Origin of the sequence: Streptomyces sp. NPDC050211 (assembly GCF_040656035.1) — a bacterium.
Lineage (GTDB): Bacteria > Actinomycetota > Actinomycetes > Streptomycetales > Streptomycetaceae > Streptomyces.
On record NZ_JBFALC010000058.1, the window covers coordinates 1 to 21,097 of the forward strand.

Consider the following 21,097-nt stretch of genomic DNA (forward strand, 5'->3'; position numbering starts at 1 on the left):
CGCATCTTCCGCCGATCCCGGTGCAGCCCGAATCGAATGTCGTCAATCTCCGCGGCTGTCCTCACTCTGGAGCGGCAACGCTGAAAGACCTCAGTTTTACTTTGGCCCCTCAGTAATGGCCCGAACCGCGGAGGCGAGAGTTGAAACGAAGACGCAAGTTACGAACCTTGATCACTTTTGTGATCGCAGCACTTCTCGCGACGGCCTTGACTGCTGGCCAGGACGCCGACCACGGGTCTTCATCGGGAGAGAAGACCCGTGACACCAAGGTCTGGGAACGGTCGAAGAAGCCGATGACGCCCGAGGAAAGAACAGAACTTTCCCGGTACATGCACCAGCACTCCCCCGACTACGAAGAGCTGGCGTCACAGAAGAAGCGGAAGGCGGTTGCCGAGGCAGACCTGGAGACCTGCCGCAACGCCCCCTACCCGGCCGGCAAACGCCACATGATCATGGATCGGCTGACCTGGTGCGCCATGGGTGACGTCCTGTACCAGACCAGCCGCGGCTCCATCCGGTTCCGGCTGACGGCCCTCGGCAAGGCGAGCTCAGGGCCAGCGGAAGCTGACCGCAACGTCGATGTGTGGATCCACCTGGACAACTGGCGCACTACCGGGACTCCGGACTGGACCCAGCGCTTCGGGTTGAAGGGGATATGCCACCCGAAGACGGCTGGCGTGACCTGCAACGACCAAGGTGGCCGAACTGCCCCGCTCAGCGAGTGGCGTTACCTCGATGACGTCAACGAGTGGGTGACCTTCTTTTCCCCGGAAGGATCATTGACCGGCGACAAGGTCGCAAACTCGACCTTCGACATCGAGTTCACCGCGCAGGAGGTGAACAGGATCGAAGACGTTCCCTTCCGCTGCGACTCGGCTACCTACGTGGGGTCCGCGCGTGGATGTGTCTTCGATGACGATGAGCCAGTCACCTATCGATTCGATTCGCGTCCTGAGTGGGTAGAGCAGACGGAACACGTCTGGGAGGCACAGAACAGTCCCGAACGGACGAAGCCTTCGTCGCAATACAAGAAGCAGATACCTGGCTCCCCCAAGAGTAAAGATCCCCTCACGAGGCGCTTCAGCGCAAGCGACAACAGGGCGAACAGAGATAGGTCCACCCTTCAGTGCAGGAACTACTTCGGCCGTTACTCCGACGCGCTGTCATATCCCCGCGACTGTGACGAGTACCCGTACGCATCCACCTATGAGGGATCCGCAACGGGCGTGAACGGCATCGAACCCAATGACGGGTTCCGGCATTTCTCCGTGAAGCCGATCAACGCCGAACACAACCAGCTCGCTGGAAACGATCTCACGGCGCACTTCTACGTATCAAATCGCATACTCGACGGCGACAGGTTCTACGTTCACCTGATCACTCCCTCCGGGGGCGAGTACAACGGGCCCAATAAACCGAGCGGGGCCGCTGCTCCCGTCACCTACCACCAGTGCGAGGGAAATGCCGTGGTGGAAGCCAAACAAGCAGCCCCCAAGGCGTACCCGGAGGACGTGTTCAACAAGTATGCCGCCACCACGCGCAATGGCTGGACGGGAGGGGACTCCACCTACAGCGTCACCATGCCCGACGGTCGCCGCTTGTGGATGTTCTCCGACACCTTCCTCGGTCCGCTGAACGACGACGGCACCCGGCCGACAAGCGCGGGCCTGATCAACAGCTCCTTCGTGGCCCAGGTCGGAGACAACCTCACCACCATTAAGGGAGGCTCGGACAGCAACCCCAAAGCACTCATGCCGCCCCAGGCCGACAAACACTGGTACTGGCTCGGAGACGGCCTCATCACCACCATCGGGGGAAAGAAGAAGCTACAGGTCGTCTTCCACGAGTGGTACAAGTTCGGCGAGGGCCTCTGGGACTTCAAGATCAAGCGATCACTCGTGGCAACCTTCGACCCTGACGACCTCACCGCTCCCGAGTGGATGCAGCCGCTGCCCGCCGAAGCAGGCGTCCAGTGGGGAGCAGCCGTCATGTCAGCCGATCAGAGCGACGACGGGTACACCTACATCTACGGTGTCGATGACGCACCCACCCACAAGGGCATGAGGATTGCTCGCGTCAAGGGAACCAACATTGCCGACCCGGACAAGTGGCAATACCTCAACTCCGCCAGAGGCGAGTGGATGTATGGCGAGACCGAGGGCGACAACGCACTGACGGGCGTCGCCAACGAATACAGCGTCACCCCATTCAAGGGCAACTACGTCCTCGTCAGCCAGGACAGCACCGTAGCGTTCAGCGGAAAGATCCGTATGTGGAACGGCTGCGATCCCTACGGCCCCTTTGGCTCCTGGGTAGGCCACGACGAGGTCTATCAAATGCCTGAACCGGGTCCATACGGAGACTGCACCGAGAAAGAAGAAGACGGAAAGTGCTTCTCGTACAACGCGCACGTCCACCCGTCACTGTCGAGTGACAGCCGCTGGATCCTGTCCTACAACGTGAACAACTTCGACAGCAACATCGCGCCCGGCGCCGCACACTATCGTGATCCCACGATCTACCGGCCGCGATTCGTTTCGTTCACTCTGGAGACGTCCAACGTCAAACGGAGCGAAGCGAACCTCAAGTACTCGACCCAGCAACCGCAGAAGACAGCGATACCCTGTCGACCAGAACAACGCCCTCTGGCCGGGACGTTCTCCCTGGTCCGCGGAAAACCCTGCCCGTAACGCATAACTGCTCGGCATGTGTGGTGTCCGCGCTGTCGTCCGGCAGCGCGGACACCACACCCCGACCGTCATCTCCGACGACGAAGGAGTGGAACATGTCGGTTGAAGAGTCCTGGGAGAAGATCGAACAGTGGATAGTCCGACATGCGCCGAACGAGCCTGCCTTGCCACGGCCGTGCACTCCCTCGGACATCCAACAGCTTCATGATCAGCTCGGGGTACGCCTACCGGAGGACGTGGAACGTTCCCTGCTCCGCCACGACGGCTCCGGCACCACCACGATTATCCCTCCCGGCTTCACGCTGCTCAGCACCGAAGACATTCTTAAGAAGCGCGCATCATGGCTACGTTTCGCCATGACGGACGACAGTAACCTGAGCGAAACCGATAAACCCTTCATCGTGCCCATAGCCGCTCTGAGTAGCAACATGCTCCTTGTTGACACCAGAACGGGAAAGTTGGGCTGGTGGGACATCGAGAGCCCCTACTCGTCCGACGCGCAACTTCCCGGGGGAACTTTGTCGTCGGTTCTCGATTTCGTCGGGAACCTGCTCGTCTCGCCGCGCCCTTGGATCGCAATACTGCCGGGTGATGAGGAGTGGGAGGCCACGGACGCCCATCCGGACTTTCCCCGAACGTTGATCTGGACGGAGGACGAGCTGCCCGCGCCCCAATGAGCGGTGTGCATCGTGAAGTCGCAGGTCACGGGTCTGGGGTGCGCGCATCATTCTGTGCTCGCGCTGGTCGGCGGCCGGTGTCCACGGTGAAGATCGTCTGACTGGGCGGCAGGGGTGGTTCTGACGGCAGCATCCGCGCGGTGATCACCCGCGAGTAGCCCGACACCATCACCAGGACCGGCGGCCGTCCCGCCTGCCCCCAGTCCAGCGGAATGTCCGCCTCGGGGAACCACAGGTCGTACTGGGCCAGCTCATCCGGCTGATAGACCGTCCGCGAGACTGGGTCGGCCGGCAGGTACGCGGGCCGCAGCTCACGCACCCGTTCCTTCAGGATCGTCATACCCCGCTCCCCCCGATCCGTTCCGCGATCACGGTGGCCGGGATCGTCGGAGTCTCCCGCAACAGCTCGCGGATCTGCACCTCGACCGCGTCCACCGCCGACCCCGCCGACGCCCGCTCGTACATCGGCGACCGGTCACTGGCCAGGGCCCGTTACACCGTGTTCTTCGAGATCCCCAGATGCCGCGCGATCGCCCGGATCGGCATCTGCTCGGCCCGGTGCCGCCTGCGAATCTCCGCCCAGTCCTCCACAGAGATCACCGACTTCCTCCCGGTCTTGATCACCAAACCAGGATCAGAGGAAGATCACCAAGTGAGTCAGTTTTGATCCGCCGTCAGAGGGTCAGATTTCGGACTCTTCCAAGATTTCGATTTCGCCCGACGCCGAGACATGGCGGCCAGGACATGCAGGGAGATGAAGAGTTTCGTCACGGTCGTTGTTCCCGGGCCGCTCGGACGGTGCGGCGCTCGCCGGTGACCTTCGAGGCCGGAAGGCGTCCGGCCTTGGAAGTGCCGGTCAGGGTGTCGCCGTCGACTGTCACGGCAAAGGCCAGGTTCAGGCGCATGGGCTTGGTGATGGCCTGCTTCCAGGTGAGCCGGTCGCCGTCGAGGACGACGTCGCTGAGCGGGACTTCCTCTCCTGCCCCGTGGGCGGTCCCGGTCAGGACATCGGCCTCCCGCAGGAATTCGACCACGGCTTTGATCTTGCCGATGGGGGTGGAGATGGACAGGTCCCAGATGCCTTCTACGGACATGCTGCTGTTCTTCCTCACGGTGCGGTGCGGTTAAGAGGTGCGGGGGTGGGACGTGTGGTCAGAGGCCGGCGGGTACCGGGCCCTCGTTGCGCCAGACGGTGCCGCGGCGCTCATGGGCGAACAGCTCTTCGACGGCGTGGGCGATCTGGGGGCCTACCTCGCGCTCCAGGAGGTACAGACCCAGGTCGAGGCCGGAGGTGACGCCAGCGCCGGTGACGAGGTCGCCGTCGTCGACAACGCGGGCGCTCACCGCGTGGACGCCGGTGGCGTCGAGCATGTCCAGGCCCATGTGGTGGGTGGTGGCATAGCGGCCCTCCAGCAGGCCGGCCATGGCCAGGACGAGCGAGCCGCCGCACACCGCGCTGACCGTCACCTCGGGGTTGTCCATCGCCGCCTTCAACAGCGTGGGCAACTCGGTGGCCAGGGTGCGGCCCAACCGTACGGGGATGGATTCGTCCTGCTGCCATTCCCCGGCCCCCGCATCGTGGTCGGGGACCTCGCCGGGTTCTCCGACGCGGCCCGAGGCGCCGGGAACCAGGATCAGGCCCGCGCGTCGGGGATCGAGGGCGGCGGTGGCGCGCAGAGTCAGGCATCCGGTGCCGCTGACCACCTCGCGCGCTCCTTCGGCGGAGACCAGTTCCACGCTCACGGTGCCGCCGGAGGCGGTGCCGCCGGCGTACAGCACCTCGTAGGGGGCGATGGCATCGAGCGGGTCGAAGCCGTCAAACAGGATGATCTGGGCGTACATGGGGGTTCCTTCGGGTGCGGCAGCATCCGGCCCGTGCCGGGGTCGCTCCCGACGCTAACCGGCTGCCAACCTGTCTCCCAGCGGCATTAGTGACACCTTCCAACGGAATACCGCCACGGTTGCGGAGAGGGGTTCTGAACTGGCCAAAGCAGAGAATTCACGGTGCTGAGACCACAGCAGGCCACCGGAGGACAGGTATCTTCTGGCCATGCACACCATTGAGGGGTGTGCATCGTGAAGTTGCAGTTCACGGATCTGGTGTGCGCGGGTTCCGGTGTGCCGGGCTGGTCACGGGCGGATGACTTCGGTGTAGATCATCGGCCAGCGGGAAACTTCACGGTTCGTCAGGACGAGCAGGGCCCTCACCAGCATGGTTGCCCACTTCGGGTCGGTGCGGACCTTGCCGAGCACGCGCCAGTTCTTCAGGTGCGCGAAGCCGTGCTCGACCGGCGCCCGGACCGCGGCCAGCGCCGTGTTGGACAGCTTCTGACCGCGGGTGAGCGGGCGGTCCCGGGCGGCCTTGTGGCCGGTGATCACCGCCGGGTCGGCGTCCGGACCGCTGTCGTCGAGGCCGACGAACCCCAGGTCGGCGATGGCGCCGAGGCCGGCCGCCCGCAAGTGGCCGGTGAGTTTGTCGTGACGGCAGGCGGTGATCTCCGACGTGCGTCCCGGACGGGCGGCAGAGACCCAGATCAGCCGTCCCTTGTCGTCGGTGAGCGCGATCACGAGCAGGCCATGGCATTTCTGCTTGCCGGAGTAGTTCTTTCGGTTCGCCGCGCCGGTGCGGCGTCGGGTGCGTATCACGGAGCCGTCCAGCAGCACCACCCCGCCACCCGTTCGGGTGATCTTCTTCAACGCGCGGTCCCGCCTGGGCGCGCGGGCGACCAGCAGGCCGACGACTTCCCTGACCCACCGGGTGACGGTGGTGCGGTGGATGCCGTTGCCGCCGGCCAGATCGCCCGGGCGCTGGTCACAGCGCAGTACCGCCAGCACGATGGCGGCGATCCTTCCCGGCGGCAGGGCCCGCCACCGCGAGCCGATCTTCTTCAGGTGGCCGCGTATCAGGTCGGCGAGCCAGTTCAGGGTGGCACTCGACAGCGGCAGGCGGGCGGTGTAGACAAGGCCGTCAGGGCCCTCGGCGTGAGGGTTGTTTTTCTTCACACCAAACTCAACTGCCGCCGGGGGGCCCGCCAGTTACGCCCCGCTCGGATCTGGTCCGGCGCGGCTACGGGCGTGGGGTGAACCGCCCGTCGGGGTGTTTGTGCAGCCAGCCGCGATCGGCGAGCTTGGTCAACTTCGCCCGCAGCGGCTCCAGTTTCCCGCGCACCGCCACCTCGAGTCCCAGCTCCTCGCCCACCGCCCTGACCTGCACCGGGCCGCCGGCGGCCCGCACGATCGCCAGAATCCTGCGGTAGTCACCGGGCAGCGCGGTCTCGTCCAGGCTGTCTCCACGGTGCGGGATCAGCAGCACCGCACGCCCCGCCACCTGCGCTTTCACCGGAGCCGTTGCGCCGGCGGCCTCCGCCTCAGCCCGATCCTGCTCGGCCAGCCGCTGCAGGACCCGTTCAGCGATCGCCAGCTCCTCCCGCTCCGCCTGGACCTCCTGAAGCTGCTTGCCCAACTCCTAGGCGAGCGCGTCCAGCTCGCTCCGGCGAGCCGTGATCCGCTCCAGTTCCGACATCCCCGCACCCTCCCCGCGATACCGGCAGCGTCCCCGCACAGCGATGGATCGTAGGCAGCGCCTCGCGGCAGGCGCAGCAGAACCCGGGAACCGCCTCAGCCACCCAGTCAGACGATCTTCACCATGGACACTCGCCGCCGACCAGCACGAGCACGCCGGAATCCGCGCACACCAGCCCACCTGACCTGCAGGTTTTCACGATGCACAGTGCTCAGTGGGAACACAACCATGCGATAGAGGTCAGCGCCACCATCGACCAGACCCAGATCGAGCGAGCGCGACGGATCTTTGGCCAACGACTCGTCAGGGACGACCATGAGGAATCCCCCACCGGCCACAAGGTAACGATCCGCTTCCTGCGTCTGGAGGACGTGCGAGCATTACTGCCGTTCGGGAGCGCCATCACTGTGCACGGCCCCACCGAAGCCAGGGCTCACCTCCGCGACCTCGCCACCAACCTTGCCCACCACTATGCGCCGTCACCAACGTCCTGACCCACAACATCTACCGCTCGCCCAACATCTACACGTCCAACCGCATCGTGACGCTCGACGTGCCACCGGGGACGATCATGCGCGCGCCCGGCGAGGAGGCCAGCTCGTTCGCGCTCGAGTGCGCGATGGACGAGCTGGCGTACGAACTCGGCATCGACCCGGTCGAGCTGCGGCGCACCAACAACGCCGACCGTCACCCGACGAACGGGCGGCCGTACTCCAGCAAGCACCTCGACGAATGCATGAGTGTCGGCGCGCGCCGCTTCGGCTGGTCGCGCCGGGCGCCCGAGCCGCGGTCGGCCGTCGACGGTGAGTGGCTGGTCGGCAGGGGCATGGCGGTCGGCGTCTTTCGCGCGATGCGTTACGGAATCTCGGCGCACGTCGCGTTCCGGCGCGACGGCACGGTGGCCGTCGAGGCCGCCACCTCCGATCCCGGCACCGGTATGAAGACGGTGGTGGCCATCACGGCCGCCGACCGCCTGGGCATCCCGGTCGGGCGCGTCGATTCCGAGGTCGGTGACAACACGTTGAGGTCGAAGTCGCCGGACGGCTGGGGAGTCGCCGCCGGCTCCGCGGGCACCGCCAGCGTCGCGCCGGCGGTCCGGGCCGCGAGCGAGGCGGCGACAGACGCGCTGATCAAGCACGCGGTCGAGCACCGGTGTTCGCCGTTCCACGGTCTCGATCCTGAGGAGGTTCGCTATCGCGACGGCAGGCTGAGCGCCGACGGGCGTGGCGTGGACTTCGGCCGACTGCTGGCCATGACTCGTACGCGCGCCGTCGGGGCCGAGAGGTCGAGCGGGCCCACCGAGGAGATGGCGCGCTACGCCCTGAGCACCTTCGCCGCGCACTTCTGTGAGGTCAGGGTCCACCGCTTCACCGGTGAACCGCGCGTCGCGCGCATGACGACGGTGGTGGACGGCGGCACGATCCTCAACTCCGGCGCCGCACGCAACCAGATCGTCGGGGGCGTGGTGTTCGGGCTGGGCCAGGCACTGCTGGAGGGCGCCGAGGTGGAGCGTGCCACCGGCCGGATCGCCAACGCGAGCCCGCCACCGGCCGGATCGCCAACGCGAACTTCGCCGACTATCTGGTGCCTCAACGCCGATGTCCCCGACATCGACGTGCGCTTCCTCGACCACCCGGACACGGTCATCAGCCCGGTGGGCAGCCGTGGCGTGGGCGAGATCGGTACCACCGGCTCCGGCGCCGCGATCGCCAACGCCGTCTTCAACGCCACCGGCAAGCGCATCCGCGACCTCCCGATCACTCCGGACAAGTTGATCGGCTGAACGAACGGCGTGATCAGTCGTTGGGGTTTTGGGGTTACTGACGGGCGGCGGAGAATCGGCCGTCGAAGGTGGGTGCTGATCGCAGGCGGGTCAACTCGGCGCGGTGACACGGACGTTCGGTTAGCCTTCGATACGCCCGCGCCACACGGGCGGACCGACGGGGAGGAGCCGGGCATGACCTCAACGGATCTGCGTACGGATCAGCCGCACAGCGCCCGCATGTACGACTACTACCTCGGAGGGCGCGACAACTACGCCGCCGACCGCGCCGCCGCCGGCCGGGCGATCGCCGCCTTCCCGAGCATCATCGTCATCGCTCGCAGCAACCGGGTGTGGATGCACCGCGCCACCCGGTTCCTGGCCGAACAGGGCGTGCGCCAGTTCCTGGACATCGGCACCGGGATCCCCACCAGCCCGAACCTGCACGAGGTCGCCCAGGATGTCGCGACCGACGCACGCGTGGTGTACGTGGACCGGGATCCGGTCGTCCGCGCGCAGGCCGCACGGCTGCTGAGTGGCGCCCCCGAGGGCCGCACGTCGTTCGTGGAGGCGGATGCCGGCGATCCCGCCTCGGTGCTCGACGCCCCGGAGTTGACCGCCACCCTCGACATGAGCCGTCCGGTGGCCCTGAGTCTCAACGCCGTCCTGCACTTCCTCCCCGACGACCTCGACCCGTACGGCATCGTCGGACGCTTGGTGGGCGCCCTGGCGCCCGGTTCCTACCTGGTGATGTCACATGTCACGGCGGATTTCGACCCCGAGGGCATCGGCCGTGCGGTGCAGGTGTACCAGTCCTCCGGCATCCCGGCGCAGGCCCGCTCCAAGGCGGAAGTGGAACGGTTCCTCGACGGCCTGGAGATCGTCCCGCCCGGCGTGGAGGTGCCGCACCGTTGGGACACGGACGGCTTGGCCGAGGCCAGCAGGGTGACCGCCGATGTGTCGGACGCCGAAGTGTCCTGCTACGTCGCGATGGCCCGCAAGCTGTGACGCCTGCCGCGGTCCGGACGCTGTGCGAGCCTGTCCTCGTGTACCACTGCTCGCGCGCCTCGCGGACGCGGCCCGTCGCCAGGAAGAAGGGCGGGGACGTGGAAGCCGCCGTCGACTCGTGTTGCTTTGCGCCCCTCGCGCGCGGGGACGTCCACTGCGTTGAGGTACGGGATGTTCGTGTCCTCGGCATGGCGATCCGCGTTTCCCTGGACGCCAGGTACACGAACGGCTCGGCCGTCCGGAACGCGTGCGCCAGGTCGAATCCGCGCAGGAACGCCCGTCGGCGCAGACCGACATCCTCGCCGGTCATCCCGGTCTTGGACGGTCTGCTGAAGGCCCATCCGGCGGTCGGGGAGGCGGAACAGGGTCGGGAACGGCAGCAACGGCCGGCCTCCCTGCGCTCGGCCCTTGCGGACACCGCAGCCCGGGGCCGGCGGCTGGTGCGCAACATGGAACTGCTCGACGTGCCCGATCACGGCCTTGCCCGCGAGATCAGTGAGCGGCATGCCGAACTACAGGCGCAGGCGGCGGATCTCCGGCAACTGCTCGCGGCTGCGTCTGTGCGGTGATACCCACAAGGGGTGTCGAGCAATGCCCAAAGCAGGCCGTACGAAGGAGGGCGGACTGCGGCGGTGGCGGCGCCACCCGCTCCTGCGAGGCACCGACGACGCCGAAGCGTAGAAACTGATGTGCTCGCGGCTTGTGTGCGGTCGCGTCGCTGGTTTCACGCCACAGACGGTTGGCGCAACTCGTACCGGATCGGGATGAGCCAGGACCGAGCGCCTGCGCTGCCGGTTGTGGACAATCTCGAGGTAGTCGACGAGCACGCGGGAACGCCGGGCGCCGGCGATGGAGGAGCGCGGTCTGCTCTCGGCCTCGGAAGCACTCTCCGCTGGTCTTCGCACCTGCCAACTTCGCCGGCCGGTGTCCGTCCAGGACCGGGGAGATGTCCGGCTGCCGTCAGGCTCGCCCGAAAGGCGCTGAAGTCCGGCCCTGCTCCTGGCTCAGAAGCTACTTGACGCTGTGCCAGCCCCATTGTTGTCATACGTAACTCAGCCCGCTCCACGGGGATCGTCGCCAGTGGTGCCGCGGGGGGTGCTCCGGGGGCTCTGGCCGAGGGAAGAGCATCGATGACGTCACCGACCGGATCACCGATCACCAGGCCCGTCCGTGAACTGCTCGGCAGGCAGCCCGACTACGGCTTCGCCGGGGACGGTGTCAGCACCGCGACCGGCAACTACACCCAGCGCATCACGGATACTCCGTTCCCGGAGTCGTTACTGGGACTGCTGGAGTTCACCCGGACCTACAACTCGTCAGGCACCGTCGACGGCCCGCTGGGACGCGGCTGGACCACCTCGTTCAGTGCCCGCCTGGAGGAGCAGGAGGGCGGGAACGTCGCGTTCCACGACGAGGACGGCCGGGTGCTCACCTTCACCAGGCAGCCGGACGGCGGTTATCAGCGCCCACAGGATCTGGAGGCGGATCTCAGCCGGGACGGCGACGAGGGCAGCTGGACCCTGCGCACCAACAGCGGCACCCGGTGGCTGTTCGACGCGGACGGGCGGTTGATCGCCCGGGAGCGCGAGGGGCAGCGCGTCAGCCTCTCCTACGGCGGCGAGGGCCGCCTGCAGAGTGCCGCGCACTCCTTCGGCCGGCAGCTGACGTTCTCGTACGACGGCACGGGCCGGCTCACCGGGGTCGCGGCCGACGACGGCCGCTCCGCGGCCTACGGCCACGACGGCGAGGGGCGGCTCACCACGGTCACGGGCCCCGCCGACGACGCCACCACCCACTACGCCTACACCGAGGACGGCCGGCTCCGGCAGGAGACGGACCCGGACGGCACGGTGGCCCTCGTCAACTCCTACGACGACGAAGGCCGGGTGGTGCGCCAGGAGCATCCGGGGGGCGGCACCACCGGATTCGAGTACGACGCCGACGCGGGCGAGACCACGGTCAGCGCCGAGCCGGCCGGCGCCCGCAGCACGTACCGCTATGACGCGCAGGGCCGGCTGACGGAGATGACGGACCCGGCCGGGCAGACCGCCGCCTTCCGCTACGACGACTCCGGCCGGCTCACCGGTGCCACCCGCCCGGGCGGCAGCGAGCTGGTGCAGCGCTACGACGGCCGGGGCAACCTGCTGCGGTCCGCCACCGCCGGTGAGACGACGACGTACAGCTACGACGACCGCGACCGCCTCACCGCGGAGACGGATCCGGAGGGCCGGACCACCCGGTACGCGTACACCGGCGACAGCCACACGCCGTCCCGTATCACCGAGCCGGGCGGCGGCGCCACCGAGCGGACGATCGAGAACGGCCTGATCACCGCGTCGACCGACCCCGACGGTCACACCACCCGCTACCGGTACGGCGAGCGCGGTGAGCTCACCTCGGTCACCCTCCCCGACGAGCAGGTCACCCGCTACCGCTACGACCGCGCCGGCCACATGACCGAGGCGACGCTGCCCAGCGGCAGCCCGCTGCGCTGGACGTACGACACCGTCGGCCGGGTCACCTCCTACACCGGTCCGCTCGGCGAGAAGAGCCGCCAGGAGTGGTCCCCGGGCGGCAGGCTGCTGCGGCAGACGGACCCGGAGGACGGCGAGACCACGTTCGGCTATGACGACGCCGGCCGCAACACCACCGTCACCGACCCCACGGGGAACACCACCACCCACGAGTACGACGCCGACGGCGGCCTGACGAAGACCACCGACCCCGAGGGCGGCGAGACCACCTACACATACGACGCCCTGGGGCAGGTCACCCGCACCACCGATCCCGCCGGCATCGAGACCGCCTACCGCTACGACGCGGACGGCAACACCACCGAGATCGAGGATCCCAACGGCATCAGGCGCACCGAGTACGACGCCCGTGACCGGCCGGTGGCCGTCAGCACGCCGTCGGGCGCCACCACCCGGTACTCCTACGACAGGACGGGCCGCCCCGCCGGTGTCACCGACGCCGAGGGCGGCAGGTGGCGCATCGAGCACGACGCATCGGGCGATCCGGTGCGAGTCCTCGACCCGACCGGGGCGCTGGCCAAGCAGCACTGGACGCAGAGCGGCTACCTGGACGAGCTCGTCGACCCGGCCGGCAACTCGGTCCGGATGCGCCGGGACCGCCGCGGTCAGGTGGTGGAGACCGTCGACCGCCAGGGCGGAGTCACCCGCACCGCCTACGACGCCGACGGCCGCCCCATCGCGGTCACCACCCCGGCGGGCCTCACCGCCCGCACCGAGTACGACGCCTCCGGCCGGGTCATCACCCGCACCGACCCGCGCGGCTGGGTGACCCGCTACGAGTACGACCGCCAGGGCCGCAAGACCGCCGAGACCAGCCCCTCCGGAATCACCACCCGCTACCGCTACGACAAGGCCGGACGGCTCACCGCGGTGGTCAACGGCGAGGGCAACCAGGCCCAGTACGGCTACGACCGGGCCGGCCGGCTGATCTCGGCGACCGACGAGAAGGGTGCCGTCACCCGGTACGAGTACGACAAGGCCGGGCGCGTCGTCGCCGTCACCGACCCGCTGGGGCGCGTCAGCAAGCGCGCGTACGACCGGGCGGGCAACCTGAGCAAGGTCGTCGACCCGGACGGCGACGCCCAGCACTTCGAGTACGACAAGGAGGCCCGGCTGACGCGCTGGCGGGCCGACGACGGCACCGAGGTGACGTACGCCTACGACAAGAACGGGCGCCGCACCAGCATGACGGACGCCACCGGCACCACCCGCTTCGACTACGACAAGGTCGGCAACATCGTCCGCGTCACCGAGCCGGACGGAGGCGTGGTCAAGGCCGGTTACAACAAGGCCGGGCACCTGTCCGGGCTGGGCTACCCGGGCGGCGCGGAGGTCGACTACCGCTACAACCCGAACGGCCGGCTCATCGCCATGAAGGACTCGCGCGCGGGCCGCGCCCAGTACGCCCTCGACCCGGACGGACGGCTGCTCACCGAGCAGCTGCCGGGCCGCCTCGCGCGCCGCTACGCCTACGACCACGACCGGCTGCGCCAGTTCGAGGTGGTGCGGGACGGCCGCCCGGTGGCGCGCACCGACCTCACCCGCGACCCGGACGGCCGTATCCTCACCCAGCGCGACACCACCCCGGTCGCCAGCACCTTCCGGTCGTTCCGCTACGACCGGCTGGGGCAGCTGGTCAACGCCCGCACCTGGGACATGCACCCCTGGCCCTGGCAGTCGCCGAAGCGCCACCCGGAACTCACCGTCCACCAGCCGGGCGAGACGTACGGCTTCTGGGAGGAGGACCGCCGGGAGGCACTCGACCTCACCTACGACGCGGTCGGCAACCGCACCGTGCGCTGCCACGGCGACAGCGAGACGCACTACCGCTACGACGACGCCGACCAGCTCGTCTCGTCGCTGGCGCACGGCCTGCGCACCCGGTACGAGTACGACTCCGCCGGACGGCTCACCGAGGTCCGCGAGGACGACTGCCGTCACCGGATCTCGTACGACGGCTTCGGCCGGCCGGTGCGGGCGGTCACCGACGACGGCGCGCCGCGGGAGGAGGCCGAGGCCACCTACAACGGCGACGGTCTCCTCGTCCGGCTCGTGCTCACCCACACCGACCGGCGGCACGACACGGTGCGTTCGGCGTCGGTGCGCTACCGGTGGAGCCCGGAGAAGGTCCCGCAGATCCTCAGCCAGCGCGCCGACCCGGAGCTCGCCGACACCGAACGCGGCCATCCCAGCCCGTACAACGCGGACTTCAGCTACGGCTACGGTCGCACCTTCGCCGCCTGGCGGGGCGGTACCGAGACCTTCCACCGCGACATCTACGGCTCGGCCGTCCGCACGCGCGGTACCCGCGCCTGGGTCCAGGCCGAGAGGTACGGGCTGTTCGGCGAGCCCGGGGGCGACGGCGACCACGGCCACCACGGTAACCGGGGCGACCGGGACGACCATGGTGACCGGGGCGACCGTCACTCAGGCGACCGGGACGACCATCACCACGGCGACCACCATCACGACGACCACCATCACGACGACCACCACGACCGGCACCCGTCCGACCCGGAACTCCCCCGCTTCGGCTACCGAGGCGAGCAGACCCTGCACGGTGTGCTCAACCTGCGGGCCCGGCTCTACTGGACCGGCATCGGCCGCTACACCTCCCGCGACCCGGCCACCAACGAGACGGGAGGAGCGGGCGCCGCCGAACACCCGTACGTCTACACCCGCAACGACCCGCTGAACCGCACCGACCCCCGCGGCCTGCTGTCGAGCCCCGGCGCGGCTCTCCAGGTGGGCGCCTGGGCGGCACAATCCGGCGGGACCGCGGCGCAGAGCGCGGTCGCGCAGCGGCGGAAGAGCTCCCACGGCCAGGTCTACGGCATGGTCGGGGCGCTGACGGCCGCGGCGGCCCCCGGCCGCGGGGGCAACGCTCTCCATGACGCCGCCACCGAGACGGCCGGCACGCTGCTCAAAGGACTGGTGGCCGGGGGCGGCACCATGCACATCGACACCTACACAATCGAGGGTGGCACCAAGGAGAAGAACCTCTACCGGCCCGGCAACCCTCCGACGAACCCCAATCCAGGCGCCAACCCCGGCTATCCGGACCTCCTGTACGAGCGCCCGGGCAACAAGACCGCGGACATCTGGGAGGTCAAGGCCAAGAGGGAGGCGTACAAGGCGGCACGCGAAGTGGTCCATTACCGCAGGCGGTTCGAGCAGTTCAAGGCGGCGCAGGGTGATCCCGGCTGGCGGGCGGGTGCGGGCCAGCCGCTGCCGGGCAAGTACTTCGTGTTCCGGTTCCCGGACCACCAGGTGAGCTCACCCGGCGGAAACTGGGACGGCAAACTCATCTACGAGCGGTCGAAGTTCCGGAACCCGCGCCCGACGGCCCCCGAACCCGTTCCGGTGCCGGTACCGGCGCCCGTGCCGGAGCCGAACCCCCAGCCGCATCAGAAGCCCGACCCCTGGTGGGAGGAGGTGCCGTGGAAGGAAATCGGCCTCGCCATCCTGGGCGCCGCGGCCCTCATCGCCCTGGTCGTCGTGGCGGTCGTCCTCCTTCCGGTGGAGGCCGTCGTGGCAGGAGGCGTTGCCATCGTAGGCGGAATCGTAGGAGGGCTTACGGCCGCCTTCTCCTGACCCGTCCTGCCCCGTCCTGACCGTCGCATCGGAGTTAGCCTCACGTCATGACGCTCACCGAAGAGCAGCTTCCCGACGGCCTCCCACCGGGCCGGCTGGTGGTGCCCAGCGCGCGGTTCACCGGCCCCGGTACGCCCGAACCGGCGCTGTGGGTCTCGGACGAGCCCCTGCCCGAGGCGGAGGCGGGGCACCGCTGGGGCGAACTGCTCCAGCGGCACCGGGTGACGGGGCTGTGGCCGCTGCTGCTGGGGGCGCTGACCGACCCCCGCAGCGGCACGCTACGGCCGTGGCACAACGGCGAGCTTGCACCGGTGCCCGCCGCCGCGTCGGACGAGGTGGACCTCGAAGAGCGGTGCGTCACCGAGTGGGAGGACATGGTCGAAGGCATGGGCCCGGGGGAGATGCCCTACCCGGCCTGGCCGGGCATGGCGCCGGCGGCCGGGCCGGACGGCGACGACGGCGACCCCGACGAGCGGGCGGTGGCGCTCGCGGGTTCCCCCCAGGCCATGAGCGCCCTGCTCCCGGGCAGCGGCCACGGCCCCTATCTCGGCCTGGTCGCCGCCCCCGACGGCGCCACGGCCGTCACAGCGTGCGGCTGGCGGCCGGAGGTGGGGAGCGAGACCATCGCGGCGATGGTGCGCAGCTGGCAGCAGCGCTTCGGCGTACGGCTGTGCTCGCTGGGCGGCGTCGCCACAATCGCCATGACGGTCGCCCGGCCGCCCCGCACCCCCGAACACGCGCTCCGTGTCGCCGCCGAGCACATCGCCTCCTGCCCGGACCTGCTCCAGATCCACGACGACTTCGACACGTACGCCGCCGGTCTCGTGGACACCCCGGTCTGGACGCTGTGGTGGGACTGATAAGAAGCCGCGACCGGCGACTGCTACCGCAACGGATCTTGCCGTCCGCAAAAGCGCCCCACTCCGCGCGCCCCAGCTCGACAACGGAAGTGGTCGGCGAGCCGCCCGGCAACGCAGGGCGCATGATCTGCTCACGCAGTTGCTCGACCGTCTCGCGCACGGCCTGCTGCCGGGCTTCGATCTTCTCCAGGAGTTCCCCCATCGGCCCTCCCGCTCGTCGGGGGTGCTGCACGCGGGTCTGCGGCAGCTGTACTTCCTCATCGGCGGCCTGCTGAAGAAGCTGGTCCACCTCTCGTACGGCCTGTCGGTCATCCTCGGCTTCATCGGCGTCAAGCTCTGCACGAGTCCGGTGTCCAGGTCCCCGAGATCTCCATACCGGTCTCTCTCGGCGTGATCTGCGCGGTCCTGGTGGGTCACCACGATCACCACCTGATGGCCACCAAGAGACCGGCCACGGCCTTCCCAGAGTCTCCGCACACCACGCACAGTGAGGCCTGACCCATGGCACCCGCCGCACTTGGCGCCGTGGACAGGGCCGCTGGTCGGGGAGTCTCCTGGAGATAAGCCCGCGGACAAAGGGGGCTCCGGTGTCCGGCACGATGCAGGTTGACCTGAAGACCACCGGCCCTGGCAGGTGCCTCGTCGTTGTGTCGGGCGAGCTGGATCTGGTCACCGCCACCGACGCCCGCCAGGCGCTGAAGGCGGCCGTGGACCAGCACCGCAGCGTGGTCGTCGACCTCGGCCAGGTGACGTTCTGCGACTGCACCGGGCTGAGCGCGCTGCTGGCCGCCGCCCGGGCCGCCCGAGGACGCGGTGTAGAGCTGCGACTGCGAGCCGTACCGCACTTCCTCGCCCGCATCCTGCGGCTGACCGGCACCCACGGCGCGTTCAGCATCGAACCAGCTCCGCCAGTGCACTCCACGCCCGGCGAGCGGTAGGAACGAACATGCCCAAGGTCATCCCGGTGCCGACCAGTGCAGGTCATTTCCTGGCGGGAAATGCCTCGTCAAGCGTGGGGACGACGAGGTGGCCGGACGTCAGCGCGTTCCGGGCGTCGTCGACGGGCAGATACCGACCCTGCTGGATCACCGGGGTGATCCTTTCGATCGTGCCGATTTCGCTGAGGTAGAAGACCGTCCACGGCTTCCGGGACGCGTCCAGCGTCGCGCCGTTGCGCACGATGCTCCCGGTCGCCGGAGTCGTATCCCGGGTTCCGGGAACCTGCTGGTGGATGGTCTCCACCGCGGTGACGTCGAAGACCTGGCCTTGGCCGCCCGGCCGGTACATCACCAGGAGCCGGGGGCGGGCGAGTCCGACGTGACTGCTGCTGAGCGGGCACAGGTAGGCGCCGTACCTGGCGAGTTCCTCCTCGGCCAGGTCGTTCGCGGGCACGACCACTGCGTGCTCGTGCAGCGTGTGGAACCAGCCCACCGCGGACTCCTCCTCCCATACGAACTTCCCGCGGTTGCGGTGGGTCGGATCCGCGATGAGCCCACGGCTGGCCATCAGCTCGATACTGCGCGGTTCACGCGCCACCATCGAGGCGAAGTCGGACCGGGTGAGGACCTCCGGCAGGCTCTCGGACCACGTCATACAACTGCCCTCCCAGGAAGTGGCGTTGGGGTTCCTGAGGATTCCCTGTCGCCACCGTAGAGGATTCCGGGAACGAGCATACGATTTTCAGGAATCTCGTCTGCCGGGAGTTGCTGCGACGGGCGTGCGCGTGTTCCGCCACGCCGAGGTCCCGCGCGAGTGCCGTTGACATAGCGGGTCAGGAAGGAGGCGTTGCACCTTGCCTCTGGTCTGGGTGAGCGGTGTGCCAGACTTCCCAGATCTCCTGGCGTAGCTTGCCCCGGGCCGGCACGTCCATTCCCTGGCCGCGGGCCCAGGCCCGGACCTGCGCGACGGCCGGTGCGGGGCGCGTGGTCGTCACGGTGGCGGTCTGCGCGTCGGGCCGAGCCGTGGGCGGGGACTTGGGCAGCTTCTCGAGTGGAGTCGTGGTGAAGCCACGGCGCTCGAGGATGCGGCGGCGCCGGTGGTGCATGCGCTCCAGCTGCGGGACGTCGGCGTCGAGGTAGTCGTGGGCTTCGACGTGGGACTTCCTCGCTTCGGTGTTACGTGTAATGCGGCCGACCTGCTGAATGACGCGGCCCTTGAAGGAGATCGGGCTGGTGAGGAAGAGGGTGTCGAGCCGGGGCTGGTCGAAGCCCTCCCCGACGAGCTTGTCGATCGCCAAGAGCACCAGCGGCTTGGCGGTGTCCTCGCCCAAGGCGGAACGGATACGGGCTCGTTCCGCCTGCGGCAGGCCGCCGTGGAGCAGCAGGGGCTCGACGCCGTGCGGTTTGAGGGCGGCGGCCAGCTGGTGGAGGTGTTCCACGCGGTTGGTCAGGGCCAGGCTGCACCGGCCGCGTGCGGTGGCGTCGGCGATGTCCGCGGCGATCTGGGCGTTGCGGTCGGCGTGGTGGGCGAGTTCGGTGTAGATGGCCTGGAAGGAGGCGCCGTCGTTGCCCGGTTCGTCGGTGGTGAACGTGGTGGGGTGGACGACGAAGTGCTTGGCGAAGGTGCTGGCGTCTTCGATCTCGTGGCGGATCGGGCCGCACTGCATCGTGATCACCGGGTCCATCTGGTCCGCCCGGTAGGGGGTGGCGGACAGGCCGATCCAGCGTCCGGCCTTCGCGCTGCGGATCGCCGCTTCGGCGCCCGGTGCTCCCACGGAGTGGCACTCGTCCACGATGACCAGGCCGTATCCGTCGAGCAGGTCGGGCGGCGCATCCCGGTGGGACAGGGTCTGCAGCATGATCAGGTCGACGGCGTGGCCGCGCCGGTCTTTGCCGCCGCCGAGCGAGCCGATCTGGTGATCGCCGAGGTCGAGGAAGGCGGCGAGGCGTTGCTTCCACTGGTCCAGCAGCTCGCTGCGGTTCACGACGACGGCCGTTGGCGTGCGGTGGTGGGCGATCAAGGCGCAGGCCATGACCGTCTTGCCAGCTCCAGGAGGAGCGACCAGGGCCCCGGCGGGATGCGGGGTCATCGCCTCCACGGCCTGCTGCTGGATGCCGCTCAGCTCGCCGGTGAAGTGCGCGGTGATCGCGGGGTGTTCGGGCAGTTCGCTGGTGATGGTGAGCGTGCCGCCGGCGGCGGCGATCAGCTGGACGGCCTCGTCGGCAAGACCACGCGGCAGCTTGAGCCAGTCGGGGTCGGTGGCGTCGAAGCTGCAGATGAGCCGGGGTGTGTTCCAGGTCGAGAAGCGTTGATTCTGCTTGCGGTAGAACTCCGGATTGTGGAACGACGCGGCGTGCTTGAGCGCCGCGAGTAGCTGCGGGGGCAGCCCTGCGGTGGAGATCGCCAGCATCGCGGCAAGCCGTGCGGGCACCGTGGCCGGCGCCTTGCCCAGGGCCTTCCTGCGGGGCCGCGGTCCCAGCTCGGGCGCGGTCGCCGACGGGCCGGCCTTGACCGGGCCGAGCTTGTCGACGAGCGCCTCGACCTCGGCCGGCGTGAGGCGTTCGGTGCGCGCGAGGTGGGCGAACTGATCCGGGTAGGGCTGCCAGGTGGTGGGGTCCACGAAGACGGTCGTGCCCGTAGCGCGGGAGGCGCCGTGCAGCGGCAGCGCGATCAGACTGCCGAACCGGAAGCTGCCCTTGGCCTTGATGGGCAGGAAGTCCTGGGCGGGGAAGAGGCGGTCGTAGCTGGACAGAGCCATCTGCCCGCGGGCGTCGATCGCCCGACGCAGCAGGGTCATGCCGAGCGCGCGGGCCGTGGTGGCGGCGACGGAGGCGGTGAAGAACGTCCACACGTGCGCGCCCTTGCCCGAGCGGGAGATCTCCAGCAGGGCGGGGACACCGGCGTCGTCGCAGGCTGCGGCGTAGGCGGTGGCGTCCGCACGCCAGTCGCTGCCGTCCTTGCCGTCGAAGTCGCACGCCAGCAGCCGGCAGGTGTCGTCGGCCAGCAGCGGGTACAGGCCGACGTGTAGTTCGCTGCGGCCCTGACGGGAGGGGTTGAGGTGGCCGTAGACGGTCTCGTCGGTCAGCGGCCAGAACACCCGGTCCGCATCGTCCTTGGTCTTGTCGAACGGGTTGTCTTCGGCCGGACTCCAGCCGGTCCGCCCGGTCCGGGTGCTCACCCAGCGCCTCGCGTAGACGTCCTCCCGCCCGGCGAACAGCGCCCGAAACAGGGCGATCTTCGCTGCGGTGCCGGAGGAGGCGTCGGCGTACGGGAGCCCGCCCGCACCGACGACCGGCGAGGCCGGCACGGGGTCGACCACGGGCGGCAGCACAGCAAAACCGGTGGGGGCGGTCTCGCCCAGGCGCGCTTGCAGGCGGATGTTGTCTGCCTTGATCTGAGCGAGTTCCTCGCGGAGTTCCGCGTTCTCCTGCAGGGCTACGTCGAGACGGATACGCAGTTCGTCAAGGTCGTTGCAGTCAGACCAGTCCTCCACTCCTCTCATGATCCAGA

The 21,097-nt window shown here is 68.8% G+C and carries 15 protein-coding genes and 3 pseudogenes; 11 read left to right on the forward strand and 7 right to left on the reverse strand.

Annotated features, from left to right (window positions below; translation table 11 throughout):
• The 3 genes and pseudogenes from AB0I98_RS38340 to AB0I98_RS38350 form a co-directional block, all read left to right on the forward strand.
• Positions 1–84, forward strand: a pseudogene (locus AB0I98_RS38340) (IS5/IS1182 family transposase); the annotation flags it as partial.
• Positions 85–167: 83 nt separating this feature from the next.
• A complete protein-coding gene (locus AB0I98_RS38345; RefSeq protein ID WP_362949976.1) occupies positions 168–2,690 on the forward strand; it encodes a NucA/NucB deoxyribonuclease domain-containing protein in 2,523 nt (840 codons plus the stop codon).
• Positions 2,691–2,785: 95 nt separating this feature from the next.
• A complete protein-coding gene (locus tag AB0I98_RS38350; protein WP_362949978.1) occupies positions 2,786–3,367 on the forward strand; it encodes an SMI1/KNR4 family protein in 582 nt (193 codons plus the stop codon).
• Positions 3,368–3,488: 121 nt separating this feature from the next.
• Here AB0I98_RS38350 and AB0I98_RS38355 read toward each other — a convergent pair.
• The 5 genes and pseudogenes from AB0I98_RS38355 to AB0I98_RS38375 all read right to left on the reverse strand — a co-directional run.
• Positions 3,489–3,967, reverse strand: a pseudogene (locus tag AB0I98_RS38355) (helix-turn-helix domain-containing protein); the annotation flags it as partial.
• 167 nt (positions 3,968–4,134) lie between these two features.
• On the reverse strand, positions 4,135–4,461 hold the full coding sequence (locus AB0I98_RS38360; RefSeq protein ID WP_362949980.1) for a hypothetical protein: 327 nt from the start codon (positions 4,459–4,461) through the stop codon (positions 4,135–4,137).
• 58 nt (positions 4,462–4,519) lie between these two features.
• The gene (locus AB0I98_RS38365; RefSeq protein WP_362949981.1) at positions 4,520–5,209 is read right to left on the reverse strand and encodes a DJ-1/PfpI family protein; all 690 of its coding nucleotides are present in this window, start codon (positions 5,207–5,209) and stop codon (positions 4,520–4,522) included.
• A gap of 288 nt (positions 5,210–5,497) precedes the next feature.
• A complete protein-coding gene (locus AB0I98_RS38370) occupies positions 5,498–6,370 on the reverse strand; it encodes a transposase family protein (RefSeq protein ID WP_362949983.1) in 873 nt (290 codons plus the stop codon).
• Positions 6,371–6,434: 64 nt separating this feature from the next.
• On the reverse strand, positions 6,435–6,830 hold the full coding sequence (locus AB0I98_RS38375; RefSeq protein ID WP_362949985.1) for a hypothetical protein: 396 nt from the start codon (positions 6,828–6,830) through the stop codon (positions 6,435–6,437).
• A 260-nt stretch (positions 6,831–7,090) separates the two neighbouring features.
• On the opposite strand from AB0I98_RS38375, the gene AB0I98_RS38380 reads away from it, so the two are divergent.
• The 8 genes and pseudogenes from AB0I98_RS38380 (at position 7,091) to AB0I98_RS38415 (ending at position 17,586) form a co-directional block, all read left to right on the forward strand.
• Entirely contained in the window at positions 7,091–7,384 is a 294-nt protein-coding gene (locus AB0I98_RS38380) for a hypothetical protein (RefSeq protein WP_362949986.1), read from the forward strand.
• Positions 7,385–7,428: 44 nt separating this feature from the next.
• A complete protein-coding gene (locus AB0I98_RS38385; protein ID WP_362950056.1) occupies positions 7,429–8,673 on the forward strand; it encodes a molybdopterin cofactor-binding domain-containing protein in 1,245 nt (414 codons plus the stop codon).
• A gap of 174 nt (positions 8,674–8,847) precedes the next feature.
• A complete protein-coding gene (locus tag AB0I98_RS38390; RefSeq protein WP_362949988.1) occupies positions 8,848–9,660 on the forward strand; it encodes an SAM-dependent methyltransferase in 813 nt (270 codons plus the stop codon).
• Positions 9,661–9,977: 317 nt separating this feature from the next.
• On the forward strand, positions 9,978–10,229 hold the full coding sequence (locus tag AB0I98_RS38395; RefSeq protein ID WP_362949990.1) for a hypothetical protein: 252 nt from the start codon (positions 9,978–9,980) through the stop codon (positions 10,227–10,229).
• Positions 10,230–10,790: 561 nt separating this feature from the next.
• Positions 10,791–15,788, forward strand: a complete 4,998-nt coding sequence (locus AB0I98_RS38400; RefSeq protein WP_362949991.1) for a DUF6531 domain-containing protein — start codon at positions 10,791–10,793, stop codon at positions 15,786–15,788.
• Positions 15,789–15,835: 47 nt separating this feature from the next.
• Positions 15,836–16,648 carry a DUF4253 domain-containing protein gene (locus AB0I98_RS38405; RefSeq protein ID WP_362949993.1) on the forward strand — a complete coding sequence of 271 codons (813 nt, stop codon included), beginning with the start codon at positions 15,836–15,838 and terminating at the stop codon, positions 16,646–16,648.
• Between the two features lie 235 nt (positions 16,649–16,883).
• Positions 16,884–17,146 (forward strand): annotated as a pseudogene (locus AB0I98_RS38410) (TerC family protein); the annotation flags it as partial.
• A gap of 89 nt (positions 17,147–17,235) precedes the next feature.
• Complete coding sequence (locus AB0I98_RS38415) at positions 17,236–17,586, forward strand: STAS domain-containing protein (protein ID WP_362949995.1); 351 nt, start codon at positions 17,236–17,238, stop codon at positions 17,584–17,586.
• A gap of 43 nt (positions 17,587–17,629) precedes the next feature.
• On the opposite strand, the gene AB0I98_RS38420 is transcribed toward AB0I98_RS38415, so the two are convergent.
• Both AB0I98_RS38420 and AB0I98_RS38425 read right to left on the reverse strand, forming a co-directional pair.
• Positions 17,630–18,241: a hypothetical protein gene (locus AB0I98_RS38420; RefSeq protein ID WP_362949996.1), complete on the reverse strand. Its 612-nt coding sequence runs from the start codon at positions 18,239–18,241 to the stop codon at positions 17,630–17,632.
• A 178-nt stretch (positions 18,242–18,419) separates the two neighbouring features.
• Positions 18,420–21,089 (reverse strand): DEAD/DEAH box helicase family protein, encoded by a 2,670-nt coding sequence (locus tag AB0I98_RS38425; RefSeq protein ID WP_362949998.1) that lies wholly within the window; start codon positions 21,087–21,089, stop codon positions 18,420–18,422.
• Between the last annotated feature and the right edge of the window lie 8 nt (positions 21,090–21,097).

What these genes read in the sequence shown, in the direction of transcription:
- AB0I98_RS38350 (WP_362949978.1), top strand. Translation starts at nt 2,786, where the DNA reads ATGTCGGTTGAAGAGTCCTGGGAGAAGATCGAACAGTGGATAGTCCGA.
- AB0I98_RS38360 (WP_362949980.1), bottom strand. Translation starts at nt 4,461, where the DNA reads ATGTCCGTAGAAGGCATCTGGGACCTGTCCATCTCCACCCCCATCGGC.
- AB0I98_RS38365 (WP_362949981.1), bottom strand. Translation starts at nt 5,209, where the DNA reads ATGTACGCCCAGATCATCCTGTTTGACGGCTTCGACCCGCTCGATGCC.
- AB0I98_RS38380 (WP_362949986.1), top strand. Translation starts at nt 7,091, where the DNA reads ATGCACAGTGCTCAGTGGGAACACAACCATGCGATAGAGGTCAGCGCC.
- AB0I98_RS38390 (WP_362949988.1), top strand. Translation starts at nt 8,848, where the DNA reads ATGACCTCAACGGATCTGCGTACGGATCAGCCGCACAGCGCCCGCATG.
- AB0I98_RS38400 (WP_362949991.1), top strand. Translation starts at nt 10,791, where the DNA reads ATGACGTCACCGACCGGATCACCGATCACCAGGCCCGTCCGTGAACTG.
- AB0I98_RS38405 (WP_362949993.1), top strand. Translation starts at nt 15,836, where the DNA reads ATGACGCTCACCGAAGAGCAGCTTCCCGACGGCCTCCCACCGGGCCGG.
- AB0I98_RS38420 (WP_362949996.1), bottom strand. Translation starts at nt 18,241, where the DNA reads ATGACGTGGTCCGAGAGCCTGCCGGAGGTCCTCACCCGGTCCGACTTC.
- AB0I98_RS38425 (WP_362949998.1), bottom strand. Translation starts at nt 21,089, where the DNA reads ATGAGAGGAGTGGAGGACTGGTCTGACTGCAACGACCTTGACGAACTG.